The 18096-nt window shown below is 74.6% G+C and carries 15 protein-coding genes; 8 read left to right on the forward strand and 7 right to left on the reverse strand.

Annotated elements, in window-relative coordinates; translation table 11 throughout:
* Positions 1-39 precede the first annotated feature (39 nt).
* The 5 genes from ACIQD7_RS07720 (at position 40) to ACIQD7_RS07740 (ending at position 6655) form a co-directional block, all read left to right on the forward strand.
* Positions 40-420: a hypothetical protein gene (locus ACIQD7_RS07720; RefSeq protein WP_402440452.1), complete on the forward strand. Its 381-nt coding sequence runs from the start codon at positions 40-42 to the stop codon at positions 418-420.
* Positions 421-777: 357 nt separating this feature from the next.
* The gene (locus ACIQD7_RS07725; RefSeq protein ID WP_402440454.1) at positions 778-1977 is read left to right on the forward strand and encodes an MFS transporter; all 1200 of its coding nucleotides are present in this window, start codon (positions 778-780) and stop codon (positions 1975-1977) included.
* 38 nt (positions 1978-2015) lie between these two features.
* Positions 2016-2843, forward strand: coding sequence for an aldo/keto reductase (locus ACIQD7_RS07730; RefSeq protein WP_402440456.1), 828 nt, complete (start codon positions 2016-2018; stop codon positions 2841-2843).
* Positions 2844-3028: 185 nt separating this feature from the next.
* Positions 3029-3907 (forward strand): alpha/beta hydrolase family protein, encoded by an 879-nt coding sequence (locus tag ACIQD7_RS07735; RefSeq protein ID WP_402440458.1) that lies wholly within the window; start codon positions 3029-3031, stop codon positions 3905-3907.
* A gap of 120 nt (positions 3908-4027) precedes the next feature.
* Positions 4028-6655 (forward strand): LuxR C-terminal-related transcriptional regulator, encoded by a 2628-nt coding sequence (locus tag ACIQD7_RS07740; protein WP_402440460.1) that lies wholly within the window; start codon positions 4028-4030, stop codon positions 6653-6655.
* Here the strand turns inward: ACIQD7_RS07740 and ACIQD7_RS07745 are convergent.
* On the reverse strand, positions 6586-7263 hold the full coding sequence (locus ACIQD7_RS07745; RefSeq protein ID WP_121832659.1) for an HAD family hydrolase: 678 nt from the start codon (positions 7261-7263) through the stop codon (positions 6586-6588). The genes ACIQD7_RS07740 and ACIQD7_RS07745 overlap by 70 nt on opposite strands.
* Before the next feature lie 254 nt (positions 7264-7517).
* Here ACIQD7_RS07745 and ACIQD7_RS07750 point away from each other — a divergent pair, with 254 nt between their 5' ends.
* Positions 7518-8795 carry an aromatic acid exporter family protein gene (locus ACIQD7_RS07750; protein ID WP_402440462.1) on the forward strand — a complete coding sequence of 426 codons (1278 nt, stop codon included), beginning with the start codon at positions 7518-7520 and terminating at the stop codon, positions 8793-8795.
* A gap of 18 nt (positions 8796-8813) precedes the next feature.
* On the opposite strand, the gene ACIQD7_RS07755 is transcribed toward ACIQD7_RS07750, so the two are convergent.
* Positions 8814-9980 carry an alpha-hydroxy-acid oxidizing protein gene (locus tag ACIQD7_RS07755; RefSeq protein ID WP_402440464.1) on the reverse strand — a complete coding sequence of 389 codons (1167 nt, stop codon included), beginning with the start codon at positions 9978-9980 and terminating at the stop codon, positions 8814-8816.
* A gap of 137 nt (positions 9981-10117) precedes the next feature.
* Here ACIQD7_RS07755 and ACIQD7_RS07760 point away from each other — a divergent pair, with 137 nt between their 5' ends.
* A complete protein-coding gene (locus ACIQD7_RS07760) occupies positions 10118-10888 on the forward strand; it encodes a class I SAM-dependent methyltransferase (RefSeq protein WP_402440466.1) in 771 nt (256 codons plus the stop codon).
* A 7-nt stretch (positions 10889-10895) separates the two neighbouring features.
* Here the strand turns inward: ACIQD7_RS07760 and ACIQD7_RS07765 are convergent, their stop codons facing one another.
* Both ACIQD7_RS07765 and ACIQD7_RS07770 read right to left on the reverse strand, forming a co-directional pair.
* Complete coding sequence (locus ACIQD7_RS07765) at positions 10896-12098, reverse strand: PP2C family protein-serine/threonine phosphatase (protein ID WP_121832655.1); 1203 nt, start codon at positions 12096-12098, stop codon at positions 10896-10898.
* Positions 12095-13702: an ATP-binding protein gene (locus ACIQD7_RS07770; RefSeq protein WP_402440469.1), complete on the reverse strand. Its 1608-nt coding sequence runs from the start codon at positions 13700-13702 to the stop codon at positions 12095-12097. The genes ACIQD7_RS07765 and ACIQD7_RS07770 overlap by 4 nt, the downstream gene beginning before the upstream one ends.
* Before the next feature lie 107 nt (positions 13703-13809).
* Between ACIQD7_RS07770 and ACIQD7_RS07775 the strand changes: the two genes are divergently transcribed.
* Positions 13810-14580 carry a response regulator gene (locus tag ACIQD7_RS07775; RefSeq protein ID WP_351972205.1) on the forward strand — a complete coding sequence of 257 codons (771 nt, stop codon included), beginning with the start codon at positions 13810-13812 and terminating at the stop codon, positions 14578-14580.
* Positions 14581-14618: 38 nt separating this feature from the next.
* Here the strand turns inward: ACIQD7_RS07775 and ACIQD7_RS07780 are convergent, their stop codons facing one another.
* The 3 genes from ACIQD7_RS07780 to ACIQD7_RS07790 all read right to left on the reverse strand — a co-directional run bounded on the left by ACIQD7_RS07780 (position 14619) and on the right by ACIQD7_RS07790 (position 17994).
* Complete coding sequence (locus tag ACIQD7_RS07780) at positions 14619-15062, reverse strand: ATP-binding protein (RefSeq protein ID WP_121832652.1); 444 nt, start codon at positions 15060-15062, stop codon at positions 14619-14621.
* A gap of 94 nt (positions 15063-15156) precedes the next feature.
* Complete coding sequence (locus tag ACIQD7_RS07785; RefSeq protein ID WP_402440472.1) at positions 15157-17142, reverse strand: NAD-binding lipoprotein; 1986 nt, start codon at positions 17140-17142, stop codon at positions 15157-15159.
* 84 nt (positions 17143-17226) lie between these two features.
* Positions 17227-17994: an NPP1 family protein gene (locus tag ACIQD7_RS07790; protein WP_402440474.1), complete on the reverse strand. Its 768-nt coding sequence runs from the start codon at positions 17992-17994 to the stop codon at positions 17227-17229.
* Positions 17995-18096: the final 102 nt, after the last annotated feature.

Here is an 18096-nt window from a genome sequence, read left to right on the forward strand (position 1 = left end):
GGGCGGTTGGGATGGTCGCTCCCACCCCAGAATGAGGGCATGGCTCCTCTTCCCATCGACCCCCGCCCATTGAACGCCGACGAGCGCGCAGTGCTCGAACACGTCCTGTCGGCGGAGTTCGCCGGCGCATCAAGCCTGCGGAGCCAGTTGGACTGTACCGAGGTGATCGCCGTCTGGGGGCCGGGATCCGTGAGCGTCGACCTGCGGGTCCGGGAACCCCGTGAGCACGCGGCACTGCCGGAGGCCCTCGTACACGTGGACGCACACGTCCACGACCCTTCGGGCGCCTACGTCGGCGAGGTCCTCGTATGGACGGACCGGGGAGCCACGCTCGCGGCCCTGGAGTTCGCCTGGGTCACCGACGAGATGCCCACGTCCCTCCCGGCCGTCGTGGACGGCCGACTCGTCTGGTCGGCCTGACGGCCGGCCGGTCGCCGACCATACGGCGCGGCATCCGACGGGCGCGCGAGCGGATTCGACAGTGCGCGACCGTACTGACCGCGGCCGCCGACGCATGTCCGCGACCAGTACCCCGCACGCGGGAAACGACTCAGCGCGCCACCCCGGTACGTACTGGCCGCGCAGAGAAGTCGTACAGGTGATCACTCCCCGCCCGCATTAATGCCGCGCAGGCCTCGCACCCCTCGATCCGGTTTCGCCCGCGACCACCTCCATCCAGATCACACCCCCTACCCGCGTTTGCATATATAGCGCGTGTGCAACTATTGTGAAGGCGTGCAAAGGGATCGCTCAAGCAATTCTGGAAGGGGGCGAGCCATGCCGCTCGCGCTACTCGCTCTGACCATCGGGGCCTTCGGCATCGGTACGACCGAGTTCATGATCATGGGTCTGCTGCCTGGGATCGCCGCCGACTACGGGGTCTCCATCCCCACCGCGGGCCTGCTGGTCACCGGCTATGCGCTCGGTGTCGTCGTCGGTGCGCCGCTGCTGACCGTCCTCGGGAACAAGGTGAGCCGCAAGCGGATGCTCATGCTGCTGATGGGGCTTTTCGTGGTCGGCAACCTGCTCTCCGCGCTCGCCCCGAGCTTCGGGGTGATGCTGACCGGCCGCGTGGTCGCCTCGCTCGCCCACGGTTCGTTCTTCGGCATCGGGTCCGTCGTCGCCGCAGGTCTCGTCGCCCCGGACAAGAAGGCCGGCGCGATCGCCACCATGTTCACCGGGCTGACCGTCGCCAACATCGTCGGCGTGCCGCTCGGCACCCTCATCGGGCAGGCGATCGGCTGGCGCACCACCTTCGCGATCGTCGCCGCGCTCGGCGTGGTCGGGCTGCTCGGCATCGCCCGGCTCGTGCCCGCCATGCCCCGGCCCGAAGGCACCCGTCTGCGCGGGGAGCTCAAGGCCTTCCGCAACCCGCAGGTGCTGCTCGCGATGGCGATGACCGTGCTCGGCTTCGGAGGCGTCTTCGCCGCGATCACCTACATCGCACCGATGATGACCGAGATCGCCGGCTACTCCGAGGGCGCGGTCACCTGGCTCCTCGTCCTCTTCGGCACCGGCATGTTCCTCGGCAACCTGCTCGGCGGCCGCTTCGCCGACCGTGCCCTGATGCCCCTGCTCTACACCACCCTCGGCGGGCTCGCGGTCGTCCTCGCGCTGTTCACCGTGACCGCGCACGACAAGGTCCTCGCCGCGCTCTCCGTCCTCCTCGTCGGGGCGCTCGGCTTCGCCACCGTGCCGCCGCTGCAGAAGCGCGTCCTCGACCAGGCGCACGGCGCGCCCACCCTGGCCTCCGCCGTCAACATCGGCGCCTTCAACCTCGGCAACGCGCTCGCCGCCTGGCTCGGCGGCATCGTCATCGCCGCCGGCTTCGGCTACACCGCCCCGAACTGGGTCGGCGCGCTCCTCGCCGCCGCCGCGCTCGGCCTCGCCCTCTGGTCCGCCGCGCTGGAGCGCCGGGCCCCGGCAGGCAAGGCCGAGGCCGTCGAGGCCGGCGCCCGCGTCCCCGTACACCACTGACCTCCGTTCCATCACCCCGAGAGAAAGCCGCACCCCCCATGTCCCTCCCCCACGTGCCCACCGTCGCCCTCAACGACGGCACCGAGATCCCCCAGCTCGGCTTCGGCGTCTTCCAGGTGCCCGACGACGAGACCACCACCGCCGTCGCCCACGCCCTGGACGCCGGATACCGCTCCATAGACACCGCCGCCGTCTACGGGAACGAGGCCGGTGTCGGCCGGGCGCTCGCCGACTCCGGCATCGCCCGCGACGAGCTGTACGTCACCACCAAGCTGTGGAACGCCGACCAGGGGTACGACGCCACCCTGCGGGCCTTCGACGACAGCCTCGCCAAGCTCGGCCTCGACCACGTCGACCTGTACCTGATCCACTGGCCCACCCCGGCCCGCGACCTGTACGTCGACACCTGGCGCGCCATCGGGACGCTGGTCGCGGACGGACGGGTCCGCACCGCCGGCGTCTCCAACTTCAAGCCCGCGCACCTGGAGCGGCTGCTCGACGGCGGCCCCGTGCCCGCCGTCAACCAGATCGAGCTGCACCCCGGGCTCCAGCAGCGCGAGCTCCGCGAGCTGCACGCCGCCCACGGGATCGTCACCGAGGCGTGGAGCCCGCTCGCCCAGGGCGCCGTCCTCGCCGACCCGGTCATCACCGGCATCGCGGCCCGGCACGGGAAGTCCCCCGCCCAGGTGGTGCTGCGCTGGCACCTCCAGCTGGGGAACGTCGTCATCCCGAAGTCCGTCACCCCCGCCCGCATCCGCGAGAACCTCGACGTCTTCGGCTTCGTCCTCTCCCCGGAGGAGATGACGGCGATGGCGGGCCTCGACCGCGGCCTGCGCACCGGGCCGGACCCCGACACCCTGAACTGAGCCCGGCGGGGCCGGTGGAACCGGCGGAACCGGCGGCGAAGGCCGGTGGTTCCGCCGATGCCGGCCGGGCGCCGGACGCGGAGAGTGGCCGGGCCAGTCCAAGGCCCGGCCGCCCTCCGTTCTCGCTCCCGTTCACGTTCCCGTCGGAGGGCGGCCGCCGCACGACACGAGAGGACGACTCCGTCGTGAGACGACACCTTCCCGCAATCGCGGCCGCCACCGCCGCTTCCCTCACCCTGCTCCTCGCCCCCGGCGTCCAGGCCGCCGACGCCTCGGCGGCCAATCCGTACGAGCGCGGCCCCGCGCCGACCCAGGCGAGCGTGGAGGCCCTGCGGGGCCCCTACGCCGTCTCGCAGACCACCGTCTCCTCCCTCTCCGCCACCGGCTTCGGAGGCGGGACCATCTACTACCCGACGTCCACCGCCGACGGCACCTTCGGCGCGGTGGTGATCTCGCCGGGGTTCACCGCGTACGAGTCCTCCATCGCCTGGCTCGGGCCCCGCCTCGCCTCGCAGGGGTTCGTGGTGTTCACCATCGACACCCTCACCACGCTCGACCAGCCCGACAGCCGGGGCCGGCAGCTCCTCGCCGCGCTCGACCACCTGACGCAGCGCAGCGCCGTGCGGGGCCGGGTCGACGCGGGTCGCCTCGGGGTGATGGGGCACTCCATGGGCGGCGGAGGGAGCCTCGAAGCCGCCAAGAGCCGGCCCTCCCTCAAGGCGGCCGTCCCCCTCACCGGCTGGAACACCGACAAGACCTGGCCCGAGATCAAGACCCCCACCCTGGTCATCGGCGCGGACGGCGACACGGTCGCGCCCGTCGCCACCCACTCGGAGCCCTTCTACGAGAGCCTGCCGAACTCGCTCGACAAGGCGTACCTGGAGCTGAACGGCGCCACGCACTTCACGCCGAACACCTCGAACACGACGATCGCGAAGTACAGCATCGCGTGGCTCAAGCGCTTCGTCGACGACGACACCCGCTACGAGCAGTTCCTCTGCCCGCTGCCGCGACCGAGCCTCACCATCGAGGAGTACCGGGGCAGCTGCCCGCTCGGCTCCTGACAGGCCCCGCACACCGTCGTCTGTGCGCCGTCACAGGGCGGGGCTCCCGGGTCTGGGCGGCCGACCAGACCCGGGAGCCTTCCGCCGGTCCGTACCGTACGGATCGGTAACGTGACCGGGGTGAGCGGAACGACGCACGGCACCGCCCCGGGCCCGCGCCTGTACGACCGCGCGGCCGAACTCGCCGCGGTGGCCCGCCTCTCAGAGCCCCCCGGTACCGGGGACGGCAGGATCCTGTTCGTCACCGGAGGCCCCGGCGAGGGCCGTTCCGTCCTGCTCGCCCGGGCGGCCGACGACTTCCCCGGCGCCGCGCACCGGGTCGCCGCGCCCGGCCACCGGGTGCCGTGGAGCGGTGCGCGGGCCCTGTTCGCCGCCCTCGCGCCCGGCGCCGCGGACGCACGCCGGGCGCTGCGGACCGCGCGGGGCGAGGACGGCGTCGCCGCGGCCGTGTCCGGGCTCCTCGGGGACCGTCCGGTCCTGCTCTGCCTGGACGACCTGCACCTCTGGGACGCCCATTCGCGCGCCGCGCTCGCCGCGGCGTGGCGGCGGAGGCCCCTGCCGGGCCGCCCCGGGCCCCGCTGGCTCGTGTCGGCCGCCCGCCACCACCGGCCGCCCGGCGTGCCGGGGGCGGAGACCGTACGGCTCGGGCGACTCGGTCCGGAGGGCGCGCGGGCCCTCCTCGGCGACCTGTGCGCCCCTCCCCCGGCGCCGCCGGTCGTACGGCGCCTCGTCGAGGAGGCGGCGGGGCACCCCGGCGTCCTCGTCGCGGCGGTGCGGCGCCTCGGCGCCGCCCGGCTCGCGGGCACCGCGCCCCTCCCGGAACCGCCGGTCGACGGGGCCGTCCTCACGGAGGTGTACGGCGGCTTCCTGGAGCACCTGCCGGCGGACTCCCGGCGGCTGCTCACGGTGGTGGCGCTCGCGGGCCGGACCGGTCGCGCGGCGGTCCGGCCCGGCGGTGTCGCCGTCGACGCCGTCCTCGACGGCGCGCGGGCGACGCGCACCCCCGTGGAGCCGCTGGACGGCCTGGTCGCGGACGGGCTGCTGCGCCGCGCCGACGGACTGCTCCGCTTCGAGGACCCGTTCCTCGGGCGGGCCGTCCTCGCGGCGGCCCCGGCCTCCCCGCACCACAGGGCCCAGCGGGCGGGTGCGGCCCGCACGGCGTCGGCGCTCGCCCGGGGCGAGCGGCACCGCGCCGACCGGCTCGGACCGCCCGCCGCCGCGCGCGCCCTCACCCCCGTGGTCCGGGGCCGCTCGCACCTCGTACGGGGTCTGGCGGCGCTGGCGGACGGGCCGGTCATGGACGCGCACGAGGCGCTCCTGCGGGCGGCGGAGCTGCTGCGGGGCCGGGCCCCGGCGGAGGCGTCCGACGCCCGGTTCCTCGCGATGGAGGCCGCCTGGGCCGGGGGCGACGCCGACGCCTGCCTGGCCGCGCTCGGCCTCGGCGGGGACGCCGGGGGGACGGAGCGCGACTTCCTCGACGGGCTCGCCGCCGCCCTGACCCTGCGGTTCGACGAGGCCCGTCCGCCCCTGGCGCGGGTGGTCGCGCGGGACGGCGCCGAGGACGATCCCCGGCTGCTGCTGCGGGCGGGGTCGGCCGCGCTGGTGCTCGGCGACACCGCGGCGGCCGCCCGGGTGCACGCCCGCGCGCTCGCCCGGGCCCGCGCGGAGCACCGTACGGCCCTGCTGCCGCGCGCCCTCGAACACCTCGCGTACGCCGAGCTGCGGGACGGGCGGTACAGCGGGGCCGCGCGCACGGCCCGGGAGGGGCTGCGGGCGGCGGAGCGCACGGGGCAGCGGAACGTCGCCGCCCACCAGCACGCCGTCCTGGCCCTGGTGGCCTCGGTGACGGGCGACGGTGACGCGGTGGCGGAGCACGCGGGGCTCGCCCTCGACACGGCGCGGACGCACGGCCTCGCCCAGGCGGCGACGCTCGCGGAGTGGGCGCTGGCCCGGGACGAGCGGGGGCGCGGACCGGCCGCGCAGGCGGCCGCGCGGCTCGCCCCGCTCGTCCGCGCCGGGCCCCGGGGCGGTCACTTCGCGCTGCGGATGCTGGTGGTGCCCTGTTTCGTGGAGGCGGCCGTCGCGGCGGGTCGGACGGCCGAGGCCCGGGCGGCGGCCGGGGAGTACGCGGGCTGGGCGGCGTACGGCGTCGACGGCGCGGCACCGGCCCTGCTGGCCCGCTGCCGGGCGCTGCTCGCCCGGAGCGGAGGGGGCGGGGAGGCCGGGGAGGACGGGGAGGCGGCGTACTGGTTCGGGGAGGCCGTCCGCCGTCACGACGGCTGCGGCAACGACTTCGAGCGGGCCAGGACCCTCCTCGCGTACGGGACGTGGCTGCGGCTCCGGCGGCGTCCGGGCGCGGCGCGGGGGCCGCTGCGGGACGCGCTCGTCACCTTCGAGCGGGCGGCGGCGGACGGCTGGGCCGACCACGCCCGGTCGGAGCTGCGCGCCACGGGCGGCGCGGGCGGCGGGGCCGCCGATCCGACGGCGTGGGGGCTGCTCACGCCGCAGCAGCAGCGGATCGCCCGGCTGGCCGCGCAGGGCGCCACCAACCGGGAGATCGCCGGCCGGCTCACGCTGAGCCCGCGCACGGTCGACCACCACCTCCGGGGCGTGTTCGCCCGGCTGGGCATCCGCTCCCGGGTGGAGCTCCCGGGGATGGTCGGCGCGGGCCTCCCGGCTCAGGCCGGCGGTACGGAGGCGAAGGGGCTGGTGTCGAGCCGGGCGAGGAGGTCGGCCGGGCCGTCGTAGACGGCGGCAGCGCCCGCCCCGGTCAGCTCGGCCTCGGGGATGCCGCCGCACAGCACCCCGACGACGGTCACTCCGGCGCGGGTGGCGGCCTTCATGTCCCAGACGCTGTCGCCGACGAACACGGCCCGGTCGGCCGGCACGTCCACGAGGGAGAGGGCGTGCTCGACGGGGTCGGGGGCGGGCTTGCCCTCGTCGACGTCGTCGGAGGTGGCGGTGTCGGTGAGGGCGTCGTCCGCGTCGATCGCCCGGCGCAGGGCCGTCAGCTCCCGGCTCTTGGCCGAGGTCACCAGGACCACCTTCCAGCCGTCGCCCGCGAGCTCGCGCAGCAGGTCGGCGGCTCCGTCGAAGGCCTGGAGCCGCTCGAAGTACGTCCCGTAGAGGGTGTCGTGCGCGGTGCTCAGGCGCTCGTCGTCCGAGCGGTCGCGGTCCTGCCCGAGCAGGTGGTCGAGGAGCCGCCCGCCGGGCAGGCCGATGGACCGGTGCACGGCGTGCAGGGTGACCCGGTGGCCGCCCTGGCGGAGCGCCTCCCACCAGGCGACGGCGTGCAGGTGGTTGGTGTCGGCCAGGGTGCCGTCGACGTCGAAGAGCGCTGCGCGGTCGCGGTCCATGGTCGGGGTCTCCTCACGGGGCGCGGGTGTGGTGCGGGACGGGCACCCGGCGGCTACCCGGAACGCCTCCGTTCAGTCGCCGCCCCGGCCGCCTCTCCGCCCGCGGGATTCCTCGGGGCCCGTCGGCGCGTCGGAGCGCCTTCGCGGGGCGGCAGCACGGAGCATCGCGGTGCGGAGGCGTCGGGCGGGTAGGCGCGCACAAGATCGCGCCCGACCCGGGACGCGTCCCTCGCCCACCGGAGGAGGAGTACTTCATGCCCCACCGCTCCGTATCGCTCGCCTCGCTGCGCCAAGGGCGTCTGTGGCAGTGGTGGGAGCGCCAGCGGCGGGACCCCTTCGTGGTCCAGACCCTGCGTTCCACCGCGGCGGCGACGATCTCGTACGTCGTCGCCCTCCAGCTCAGTTCCGAACCGGCGCCGCTGACCGCGCCGCTGACGGCGCTGCTCGTGGTGCAGGTGACGCTGTACTCGACGCTCGTGACGAGTCTGCGGCGGGTGAACTCCGTCGTCGTCGGCGTCCTCATCGCCATCGCGTTCAGCGTGCTCGTCGGTCTGACGTGGTGGAGCCTCGCGATGGTCATCCTGGCGGCCCTCGTGGTGGGGCGGTTCGTCCGGGTGGAGGAGTTCGTCGCCGAGGTGGCGATCAGCGCGATGCTGGTCCTCGGGGTCACCCAGGTCGCCGACACGGCCTGGGACCGCGTCCTGGAGACCCTGATCGGCGCGATCGTCGGCATGGTCTTCAACATGGTGCTCGTGCCGCCGGTCTGGGTGGACACCGCCGGGGACTCGATCGTGGACCTGGCCCGGCGGATGCGCCAGCTCCTCCTGGGCCTCGGGGAGGAGCTGACGGATCCCGCCGTGCCCCGCGAGCCCGATCCGTTCGGGGACTTCGACGGGCCGACGTCCGTGGACCTGGCGGCGGCACGGCTCTACGAGGCGCGGCGCCTCGACAACGACGTCGCCGACGTGGACGCGGCCCTGCGGCAGGCGGAGGACAGCCTGCGGCTGAACCCGCGCGTGAAGGAGGGGCTGCTGCACCGGATCGTGCTGCGGACGGGGCTCGACACCCTGGAGATCTCCGCCGTGGTGCTGCGCGTCCTCACCCGGACCCTGACGGACCTGGCCCGGGAGCGGGACGGGGCGGCGCTCTTCCGCCCGGAGACGGCCCGCACCCTCCAGGAGGCGGTGCGGCACCTCGGGGACACCCTGGTGAGCTTCGCGGTCCTGGTCACCTCGCACTCCAGCTCCGGCGCGGAGACGGCGGAGAACCGTCTCGCCGAGCAGCTCGACGCGGCCCGCGAGGCCCGCGACCGGGTCGCCGGGATGCTGCGGGCGGAGGCGGCGGACGACCCGGGGCGCTGGCAGCTGTACGGCGCCCTGCTGGCCGAGATCGACCGCGTCCTGAACGAGCTCGACCCGGACCACCGGGGCCGCCGCCTCATGGAGGAGCTGGACCGGCACACGCGGGAGCGCGAGGCGCGGCGGCGCAAGGTCGCCTCCCTCGCGGGCCGCCGCGTCCGCCGCTCCTCCTGACCCCTCCCCCGGAGCGGGTCAGACGGGGCGCAGGGCTCCGTCGGCGCGCAGGTCGCCGAGGGCGGGGTAGCCGTCGACGGCCATGATCAGGTCGGCCTCGGCGAGGAGCGAGCGCAGGACGTGGACGACGCCGTCCGTACCGCCGAGGGCGAGTCCGTACGCGTACGGGCGGCCGACGCCGACCGCCGTGGCGCCGAGGGCCAGGGCTTTGACGACGTCGGCGCCGGTGCGGACGCCGGAGTCGAAGAGGACGGGCAGGCCGTCGGCGGCCTCGACCACCCCGGGCAGGGCGTCGAGGGCGGGCAGGCCGCCGTTGGCCTGGCGTCCGCCGTGGTTGGAGCAGTAGACGCCGTCGACGCCGCCGTCCCGGGCGCGGCGGACGTCCTCGGGGTGGCAGATGCCCTTGAGGAGGATCGGCAGGTCGGTGAGGGAGCGCAGCCAGGCGAGGTCGTCCCAGACGAGCGGCTTGCCGAAGATCCCGGCCCACTCCACGACGGCGGCGCGCGGGTCCTCCTCGGGGGGCTTGGGGAGCCGGGCCCGGAAGACGGGGTCGGAGGTGTAGTTGGCCAGGCAGTGCCCGCGCAGCTGGGGGAAGTTGCTGGTGGCGAGGTCGCGGGGGCGCCAGCCGGTGATCCAGGTGTCGAGGGTGACGACGATGCCCCGGAAGCCGGCGGCCTCGGCGCGGTGCACCAGGCTCTCCGCGAGGGCCCGGTCGGTGGGCGTGTAGAGCTGGAAGAGGCCCGGGGTGTCGCCGAGCGCGGCGGCGACCTCCTCCAGGGGGTCGACGGTGAGCGTGGAGGCGACCATCGGCACTCCGGTGCGGGCGGCGGCGCGGGCGGTCGCCAGGTCGCCGTGTCCGTCCTGGGCGCAGAGGCCTATGACGCCGACGGGGGCCATGAACAGCGGCGAGGGCAGCGTCATGCCGAAGAGGTCGACCGACAGGTCGCGCCGCGCGGCGCCCACCATCATGCGCGGGACGAGCCCCCACCTGCGGAAGGCCGCGGCGTTGGCCTCCTGGGTGTGCTCGTCGCCCGCGCCGCCGGCCACGTACGACCAGAGCGAGGGCGGCAGGGCGGCCCGCGCCTTCGACTCCAGTTCGGCGAAGGTCATCGGCAGTGCGGGGACGGTGCCGAAGAGGCCCTCGAAGTAGATCTCGTTCTGGTAGTCGCCGAAGTGCGGGGGCATGGGGCCGTCCCTTCCCGTCGTGGGCGGGGCGCTCGGGCCGTCCGCCGCGGTGCCGTCCAGGGTGCCCGTCGCGGGCCTCCGTGACCATGGGTCGGCCCTGTGTCCCCCGTCCGGGCCGCCCGGCGGATGATGAGGGGATGACGCGCACCTTCGAAGAACTCGTGGCGGAGGCCTCCGAGGCCCCGGTCGACGGCTGGGACTTCTCCTGGCTGGACGGGCGGGCGACCGAGCGGCGCCCCTCCTGGGGCTACCACCGGCTCCTGGCCGAGCGGCTGGCCGCCGCCTCGGCGGCGCTGGACGTCCAGACGGGCGGCGGTGAGGTCCTGGCCGGGATGCCGGTGCTGCCGCCGACGACGGCGGCCACCGAGTCGTGGCCCCCGAACGTGGCCCGGGCCACCGCACTCCTCCATCCGCGCGGGGTGGTGCTGGTGGCCGATCCCGACGAGCCGCCGCTGCCCTTCGGGGACGCCGCCTTCGACCTGGTCACCAGCCGGCATCCGGCGACCGTGTGGTGGTCGGAGATCGCCCGCGTCCTGCGGCCGGGCGGCACCTACTTCGCGCAGCACGTCGGGCCCGCGAGCGTCTGGGAGGTGGTGGAGTACTTCCTCGGTCCGCAGCCGGAGGCGGCCCGGGCGCGCCACCCCGACGACGAGGCCGCGGCGGCGCGGGCGGCCGGGCTGGACGTGGTGGACCTGCGCACCGAGCGGCTGCGGATGGAGTTCCACGACGTCGGCGCGGTCGTCTGGTTCCTGCGCAAGGTGATCTGGATCGTGCCCGGGTTCACGGTCGACGCCCATCTGTCCCGGCTGCGCGAGCTCGACGCCCTGATCCGGGCGGAGGGGCCGTTCGTCGCCCACTCCGCCCGGACCCTGATCGAGGCGCGGAAGCCCACCGTACGGCGGGGGTGAGACCCGCTCAGGCGCGCGGCGGCGGGATCCCCCAGTCGAGGCGCAGGACGGCGAGGTCGTCGGAGTGCCGGCCGGCGTTCAGCTCGTGGGTCTCCTTGATGAGGAGGTCGACCTGGACGGCCGGGTCCTCCGCCGGCAGGGTCGCGATCAGGTCGAGCAGCCCCTCGACGCCGAGCCGCTCGTTCGCCGTCCCGCTGTGGCCCTCGGTGAGGCCGTCGGTGTAGAGGGTCAGGGCGCCGGTGGCGGGGAGCGGGACGACCGTGGCGGGCCAGCGGTGCGGCCCGGGGAAGATGCCCAGGGCGATGCCGTGGGCGGCCTCCAGTTCCCGGGTCCCCTCGGGCGTGGTGAGGAGGGGCTCGTGGTGGCCGGCGAGGTGCAGGGTGGCGGTGCCCGCGTTCTGGTCGAGGGTGAGGAGGGTGCAGGTGGCGAACATCTGCTGGCCGCCCCGTTCGGCGAGCAGGATGCGCTCCATCAGGTGCAGCAGGTCGTCGCCGCGGTGGCCGCCGAGCACGAGGGAGCGCCAGGCGATCCGCAGGCAGACGCCGAGCGCGGCGGCGTCGGGCCCGTGTCCGCTGACGTCGCCGACGACGGCGTGCAGCAGCCCGTCGTCCCCCTCGACCACGTCGAGGAAGTCACCGCCGAGCAGGGCCAGGGAGGCGCCGGGCAGATAGCGGGAGGTCACCTTCACGGCGGAGGTGTCGAGGATCGGCTGGGGCAGCAGACCGCGTTCCAGGCGGGCGTTCTCCTCCGCCCGCAGCCGGGCGGCCTGGGCCTCGGAGCTCGCGCGCTCGGTCTCGCTCCGGTAGACGGCGTAGCGGACCGTCCGGTGCAGCAGGTCCGCCTCGACCTTTCCCTTGACGAGGTAGTCCTGGGCTCCGGCGGCCATGGCGTCGGGGCCCGCCTGCGCCTCGGCGAGGCCGGTCAGGACGATGACCGCGGTGTGCGGGGCCATGGCCCGGACCGTGGTGACCGCGTCGGTGCCCGACACGTCCGGCAGGTGCAGGTCGAGCAGGATGCAGTCGATCGGCGTTCCGGCCAGTTCGGCGCGGGCCTCGGCCAGGGAGGTCCGGGTGGTCAGCTCGAAGCGCAGCCCCGTGTCGTGGAGGAGTTCCTCGACGAGCAGGGCGTCGCCCAGGTCGTCCTCGATCAGGAGGATGCGGTACGTCGGCTCGTGGGGCGCGGTGGCCCGGCCGATCGCGGTCGTGGTCATCGCTTGTGCTCCGTGCCGGAGCGGTCGGCCTGCGCCACGACGGCCGGGGCGGACGCCTCCGGCGGCTCGGGCGCCAGGGTGAAGGTGATGCGCGCTCCGTCGCGGTACTCGGTGTCGACGGCGATGGTGCCACCGTGGAACTCGACGATCTTCTTGCACATCGCGAGGCCGATGCCGCTGCCGGAGTAGACGTCCTTGGTGTGCAGCCGCTGGAAGATCACGAAGACCTTGTCGGCGTACTCCGGGGCGATGCCGATGCCGTTGTCGGTGACGGTGAACCGCCACAGCTCGCCCTCCCGGGCCGCCGTGACGCGGATCCGCGGGGCCTCGTCCGGGCGGCGGAACTTCACGGCGTTGCCGATCAGGTTCTGCCAGAGCATCCCCATCTGGGTGGGGTCGGCGACCAGGGCCGGCAGCGGGTCGTGCGTGATCGTCGCCCCGGCCTCCTCGATGCCGACGCTCAGCGCGGACAGGGTCCGCTCCAGGACGTCGTCGAGGTCGACGCTCTGGTGGGCGTTGTGCAGGCGTCCGACGCGGGAGAAGTCGAGCAGGTCGTTGATGAGGATCTGCATCCGGTTCGCCCCGTCGACGGCGAAGTCGATGTACTGGTCGGCCCGGCTGTCGAGCTGTCCGCCGTAGCGCCGCTGGAGGAGCTGGGTGAAGCTGGAGACCTTGCGCAGCGGCTCCTGGAGGTCGTGCGAGGCGACGTACGCGAACTGCTCCAGTTCGGCGTTGGAGCGCTGGAGGTCCGCGGCCTGGGCGTCGAGGCGCATCCGGGCCTCCTCGGTGAAGGCCAGTTCCCGCACCAGGCGGCGGCGCATGGAGTCGATCTCCTCGCCGAGGCGCCGCAGGTCGGCGGGGCCGGACGGGGTGATGGGGTGCTCGAAGTCGCCGCCCGCGATGGTCCGGGCGTCCGAGCCGAGCCGGTCGAGGGGTTCGTTGATGCCCCGGCGCAGCCCTTCGAAGATCAGGGCCGTCAGGACGGCGATGAGCACCCCGATGGCGCCGAACACCCAGTTCCGGACGCCCATCATGGTCATGAGGTCGTCCCTGGTGCGGACGCGGTCCGCCCGCAGGCGCTCCTGCTGCGCGCCCAGGGCGGCGCGTACGGCGTCGAAGGTCTTCTTGCCCTCCGCCGCCCGCTCGACGGCCAGCGGGGAGGACGAGCCGGGCGGGGCGGCGGCGATCGGCCGCGCGATCCGCTCCTGCCACCTGGTCAGGGCATCGCGCACGGTCCCGAGGTCGGCCAGGGCCGCCCGCTCGCCGGAGAGGAGCTCGGAGAGCTGCGCGGTGCGCGACTCCTGTTCGGCGAGTCCCTCCCGGTAGGGGGTGAGGAAGCCGGGGGTGCCGGTCAGGCCGTAGCCGCGGATCCCGGTCTCCTGGTTGAGGACCGCCGATTCCAGGCGGATGGCCGTGGTGAGCGCGGGGGACCGCACGTCCACGAGCTCCTTGCTGAGGGACTCGGTGCGCAGAAGGATCCAGCCGCCCGTCACTCCGAGCAGGGTCAGGACGACCAGGGATATGGCCGCGCCCACGCGAAGCCACCGCCGGGTCGTCCATGCGGACAGTCCCCGCTCGCGCGGTCGCTTCCCATCGCCGGTCATGGTGTGGACTCCTTCACTGCGAAAGCCGCCGAAGGTGCGGCGCGATCACTGTAATGGGCGACAACGGTTGTTGTCGCCGGGCGGCCCGGGGACCTAGAGTGCCGGGTGTGCCAGGCAAGAACTTCGTGTTGCGGACCACTCCGCAGGAAACGGCCGCCGCAGCGGAGGCGGCGGTCGGCGAGCTCGCGCAGCGCCTCGTCCAGCGTCTCCTGAACGATCACTCGCGCCCGGCACCGGACGACCGTGCGCAGGCCCTGGCCCTGCTCCACGTCCTGGACCACGTCCAGAAGGCCGCCGAACGGCTCCAGCAGGAAGCGGTCGAGGCCGGTGCCCGTGCGGGAGCCGGCTATCCGCAGCTCGGCGCGGCCTGCGGCATGACCCGCCAGGGTGCCCGCCGCCGCTGGCCCGGGCTCTTCGACCACTCACACGACAAACCCACGGAGCGACCGATCATGACCACCCCCGCCCGCCCCTTCGACGTCCTGCTCGTCGAGGACGACGTCGCCGACGCCATGCTCATCGAGGAGGCACTCTCCGAGCGCGGGGCCCGCAACCTGGTCCAGGTCACCGACGGGGTCGCCGCCCTCGAGCACCTGCGCGCCCCGGACACGGCGCGGCCCGACCTGATCGTCCTCGACCTGAACATGCCCCGGATGAACGGCCGGGAGCTGCTGAAGGTCCTGAAGTCCGACGAGAGCTTCCAGACCATTCCCGTGGTCGTCCTGACCACGTCGACGGCGCCCGACGACGTCACCGGAGCGTACAGCAGCCACGCCAACGCCTATGTGACCAAGCCGGTCAACCTGGAGGAGTTCGAGCAGGCCGTCCAGAGCATCGACGCCTTCTACCTCGACACCGCCGCCCGTCCGCGTCCCTGACGTCCGTCCCCGCTCCCGACGTCCGGGAGGGGGCGGGTTCAGGCCAGGTCGATACGGGCCGTGATGCGCTTGCCGACCGGCTCCCGGCGGACGCGGAGGTCGAGGGCGACGGCCTTGACGATCTCCAGGCCGTGCTGACCGACCCGGTCCGGATCGGCGCCGTGGGCCTCGGGTACCGTGGGCTCGCTGTCCCACACCACGACGTCCACGGTCCCGGCGCCGATGCGCAGTTGCAGCAGGACCGGGCCCGGGGCGTGCCTGCGGGCGTTCGTGACCAGTTCGCTGACCACCAGCTGGGTCAGCTCCGTCGCGCGCGGGGAGACGGGCACGCCCCAGACCGTGCGGGCCTTCTCCAGGAAGGCGGTGGCACGGTCGCGGGCCTCGGCCATGAGCCCTTCGCCCTCGTCCCACGCGTATCCGACCTGCATGAGGCCGCCCTCGGGCACGGCACAGTCGTCGCCGTCGCCGGCCTTCGTCGTCATCGTTTCCCCCGTGTTCACGCGCGCGTCCACCCGCCATGACGTCGTCGTCCACCATAGGTGTTCCCGGATGCGGCCGAGGGGGCCGGTCCGGGTGTCAGTCGCCCGGCGCGATGAGGACGACCTGGTCCCCCGCGTGCCAGTACCGTACGCGGGTCTTGGGCGGGTTGAGGCGCATCCCGTGGTCGGGCGCGGTCGCGGAGCGGTAGCCGATGGCGCCGTCGCCGCGGCGGGCGGCCGACGCGGCGACGGCGGCGAAGGAGGTCGTCCGGCCGGTGGTGACGTAGTGGGCGGCCGGGCGGAGGTGGAGGGTGTTGCCAGCCGGGGAGAGGAGTTCCTCGAACACGGCGGTCAGGTGGGGGTTCTGGGAGATCTGGGTCATGAGGAGGCCGACGAGCCTGCCGCTGACGACGAAGTCGGCCGCGGAGGACCGGGGCGCGATCAGCCGGTTGCGGTCGTCGGTCATCTCGGTGACGACGGGCACGCAGCGGCCGTTCTCCTCCTCCCGGGCCCGCAGGTGGAGGAGGGTGACGAGCGTCCGGTCGTCCGGGTCGCCGCGGCCGGGGCGGGGGTCGGGGCCGAGCACGATCACGACGTCGTAGCCGGTGAGGTCGAGGGCGTCGGTGGTCGACCGCAGCGCGGGGTCCCCGGGGTGGTGGCGGACCCGGGTGCGGGGGGCGAGGGCCTCGGCGGCGGACCGGACGGCGGCGGTCGTCGCGGCGCGCGGCGCGGCCACGACGTCGAGGGTCGAGCCGGGCGGGGTGCGCCGTGACAGCTGGTCGAGGATCCGGGGCGCCCTGCGGTTCCAGCCGAGGAGGAGGACGCGTTCGGCCGGGGCGGGGGCCGGGGGCGGGGCGTGGGTGAGGGCCCTCGGGTCGTGGGGCACGGGGAGGTCGGTCAGCCGGGTGGAGTACGCGTCCCGGGCGATCACGAGGAGGTCGTCGCCGTCCCGGAACCGGGCGGGGAGGGGCGGGTTGAGCGTCACGGTGCCGTCGTCGTGGGCGATGCCGACGGCGATGGACTCCGGGCAGGACCCGGCGGCCTCCTCGAAGGTCAGGCCGGGCAGGCGGGGGTCGCGCAGGGTGTGGAACTCGTGTCCGGCGAAGTCGAGGAGTTCCTGGTGGACGAGGGAGAGCCCCGGCTGCCGGGCGCAGTCGACGACGAGCCGGGCCGAGATGTCGTCCACGTCCAGGACGGTGGTCCGGGGGCCGCCGGCCAGCCGGGCGGCGGTGAGGTGGCGGTCGTCGCGGACGGCGGCGACGACGCGGACCCGCCGGTCCTCCCCCAGGGCGGCCGAGAGGGAGAGCAGGGTCTTGACGGTCTCGGCGTCGTCCCGGGGGTCGTCGCGCGGCAGGACGAGGACGCAGTCCGCGGTGGCCGGGCTCACCCGGGCGAGGGCCACGGGGTCGGCGGGACGGCCGGTGCGGCACAGGACGCGGGTGCGGCCCGCGGCGCGGGCGGTGGTGTGCAGGTCCTCCTCCATGGCGGCCTTCTCCCGGTCGGCGAGGACCGCGATCACGCGGCGGTACCGGCCGGTGCGGGCGGCGACCAGTTCGGAGACGACGGTCGGGATCTGTTCGGACCAGCCGAGGACGACGGTGTGGCCGCGCTCCAGGATCACGGCCCGGCCCCGGTCGAGGGCCATCAGGCGGTCGGTGAGGCCGGTGGTGATCAGGCTGACCAGGGTGGAGACGTAGAGGAGGGCGATGAGGGCGAGGAGCACGGACAGGGCGACGCGCAGGGGCGGTCCGACCTCGCCGCCCAGGCGCATGGTCTGTCCGGTGCTGCGCCAGACCGCCGCGATCCTCGATCCGAGGGTGGCGGGGGCGCGCTGGTCGGTCCAGACGAGGAGGGCGCTGACGGGGACGACGAGCGCCAGGCAGCCGAGGGCGAGCCAGCCGCAGAGCGCCGGTATGCCGCGGGCGAGGGTGGTGTCGAACCAGTAGCGGAGGCGCGCCTCCGCGGAGGGGGCGGGGTACGGCGGCCGGGGCCGGGCGTTCGCGGTGTTCGCGGCCCGGTCCGCTCCGGGCCCCCGTGCGGCGTTCCGCTGTCCGGGAACGACCTTGCTGCCTTCTTTGCGCACGTCGGCAGCGTGGCGCCCCGTCGTGCCCGGCGGGGCGCCATCGCCGTGGATTCATCCCTTCGTGATCGTCCGGAGGGAGGCGGGTCAGCCGTTCGGGTCGAAGGTGATCCCGGCGGGTTTGGCCTTGGCGAGGTGGTCGGCGAAGCTTCCGTCCTTGAGGCCGAAGTGGGCGCTGCCGAAGTCGGCGGAGACGAGCTTCTCGCGGATGCCGGCGGGGTAGCCGTTCCAGCCGACCAGGGTCGGGAACTGCCAGGTGCCCCGGTGGTTCTCGGGCGGTTCGTCGTTGGCGTTGGCGGGACGGAAGCAGTGAGTGCCGATGCCGTCCTTGTGGTAGACGACCTTGGGGTGGTCGCCGTCCCAGCGGATCCGGTCGCGGGCGTAGGCGTGGAACTTCCCGTGGGCGGAGGTGGAGACGTACTCCGCCCGGCCGTCGCGCACCCACACCACGACGTGCTCCCAGTCGTGGCGGTGTCCGCCGAGGCCGCTGCCGGCCACCGCCTGGTCCTTCTCGAAGTAGAGGCCGTAGAGGATCGCGCACCAGCCGTTGTCGCACTTCGCGCGGGAGTACCCGTTGGTGGCGGCGAGGTCGGAGGCGTCGCGGCACTGGCCGTTGAGGGCGCCGGACGGCTTGAGGCCGCCGTTGAGGGTGCCGTCGGGGCCGATGGCGGCGGTGGGGTAGCAGCCGTCCGTGTCATAGTCGAAGGCCGGCTGGAAGGCCTGCTCCAGTGCGTCGGCGTTGCCGGGCAGGGCCGGGGGCGGTGCGGCGAGCGCGCTGCTCGGGAGGGCGACGATCAGCGCGAGGGCGCCGGCGAGGGCGAGGGCGCCCCGGGCGGCGTACGCGGGTGTCTTCAACTGCGTCCCCTTGGGTCGGACGGCGTCGGGCGGGGGTGCGGGGGTCTTGCGGGCGTGCGGGGTCTTGCGGGGGCGTACGGCGTCGCGGGGCGCCGCACGGCA

It is taken from the genome of Streptomyces sp. NPDC093071 (assembly GCF_044754545.1).
In the GTDB taxonomy this organism is placed as follows: Bacteria; Actinomycetota; Actinomycetes; order Streptomycetales; family Streptomycetaceae; genus Streptomyces.

What these genes read in the sequence shown, in the direction of transcription:
- ACIQD7_RS07750 (WP_402440462.1), top strand. Translation starts at nt 7,518, where the DNA reads ATGCCCCACCGCTCCGTATCGCTCGCCTCGCTGCGCCAAGGGCGTCTG.
- ACIQD7_RS07745 (WP_121832659.1), bottom strand. Translation starts at nt 7,263, where the DNA reads ATGGACCGCGACCGCGCAGCGCTCTTCGACGTCGACGGCACCCTGGCC.
- ACIQD7_RS07720 (WP_402440452.1), top strand. Translation starts at nt 40, where the DNA reads ATGGCTCCTCTTCCCATCGACCCCCGCCCATTGAACGCCGACGAGCGC.
- ACIQD7_RS07780 (WP_121832652.1), bottom strand. Translation starts at nt 15,062, where the DNA reads ATGACGACGAAGGCCGGCGACGGCGACGACTGTGCCGTGCCCGAGGGC.
- ACIQD7_RS07770 (WP_402440469.1), bottom strand. Translation starts at nt 13,702, where the DNA reads ATGACCGGCGATGGGAAGCGACCGCGCGAGCGGGGACTGTCCGCATGG.
- ACIQD7_RS07725 (WP_402440454.1), top strand. Translation starts at nt 778, where the DNA reads ATGCCGCTCGCGCTACTCGCTCTGACCATCGGGGCCTTCGGCATCGGT.
- ACIQD7_RS07755 (WP_402440464.1), bottom strand. Translation starts at nt 9,980, where the DNA reads ATGCCCCCGCACTTCGGCGACTACCAGAACGAGATCTACTTCGAGGGC.
- ACIQD7_RS07765 (WP_121832655.1), bottom strand. Translation starts at nt 12,098, where the DNA reads ATGACCACGACCGCGATCGGCCGGGCCACCGCGCCCCACGAGCCGACG.
- ACIQD7_RS07760 (WP_402440466.1), top strand. Translation starts at nt 10,118, where the DNA reads ATGACGCGCACCTTCGAAGAACTCGTGGCGGAGGCCTCCGAGGCCCCG.
- ACIQD7_RS07730 (WP_402440456.1), top strand. Translation starts at nt 2,016, where the DNA reads ATGTCCCTCCCCCACGTGCCCACCGTCGCCCTCAACGACGGCACCGAG.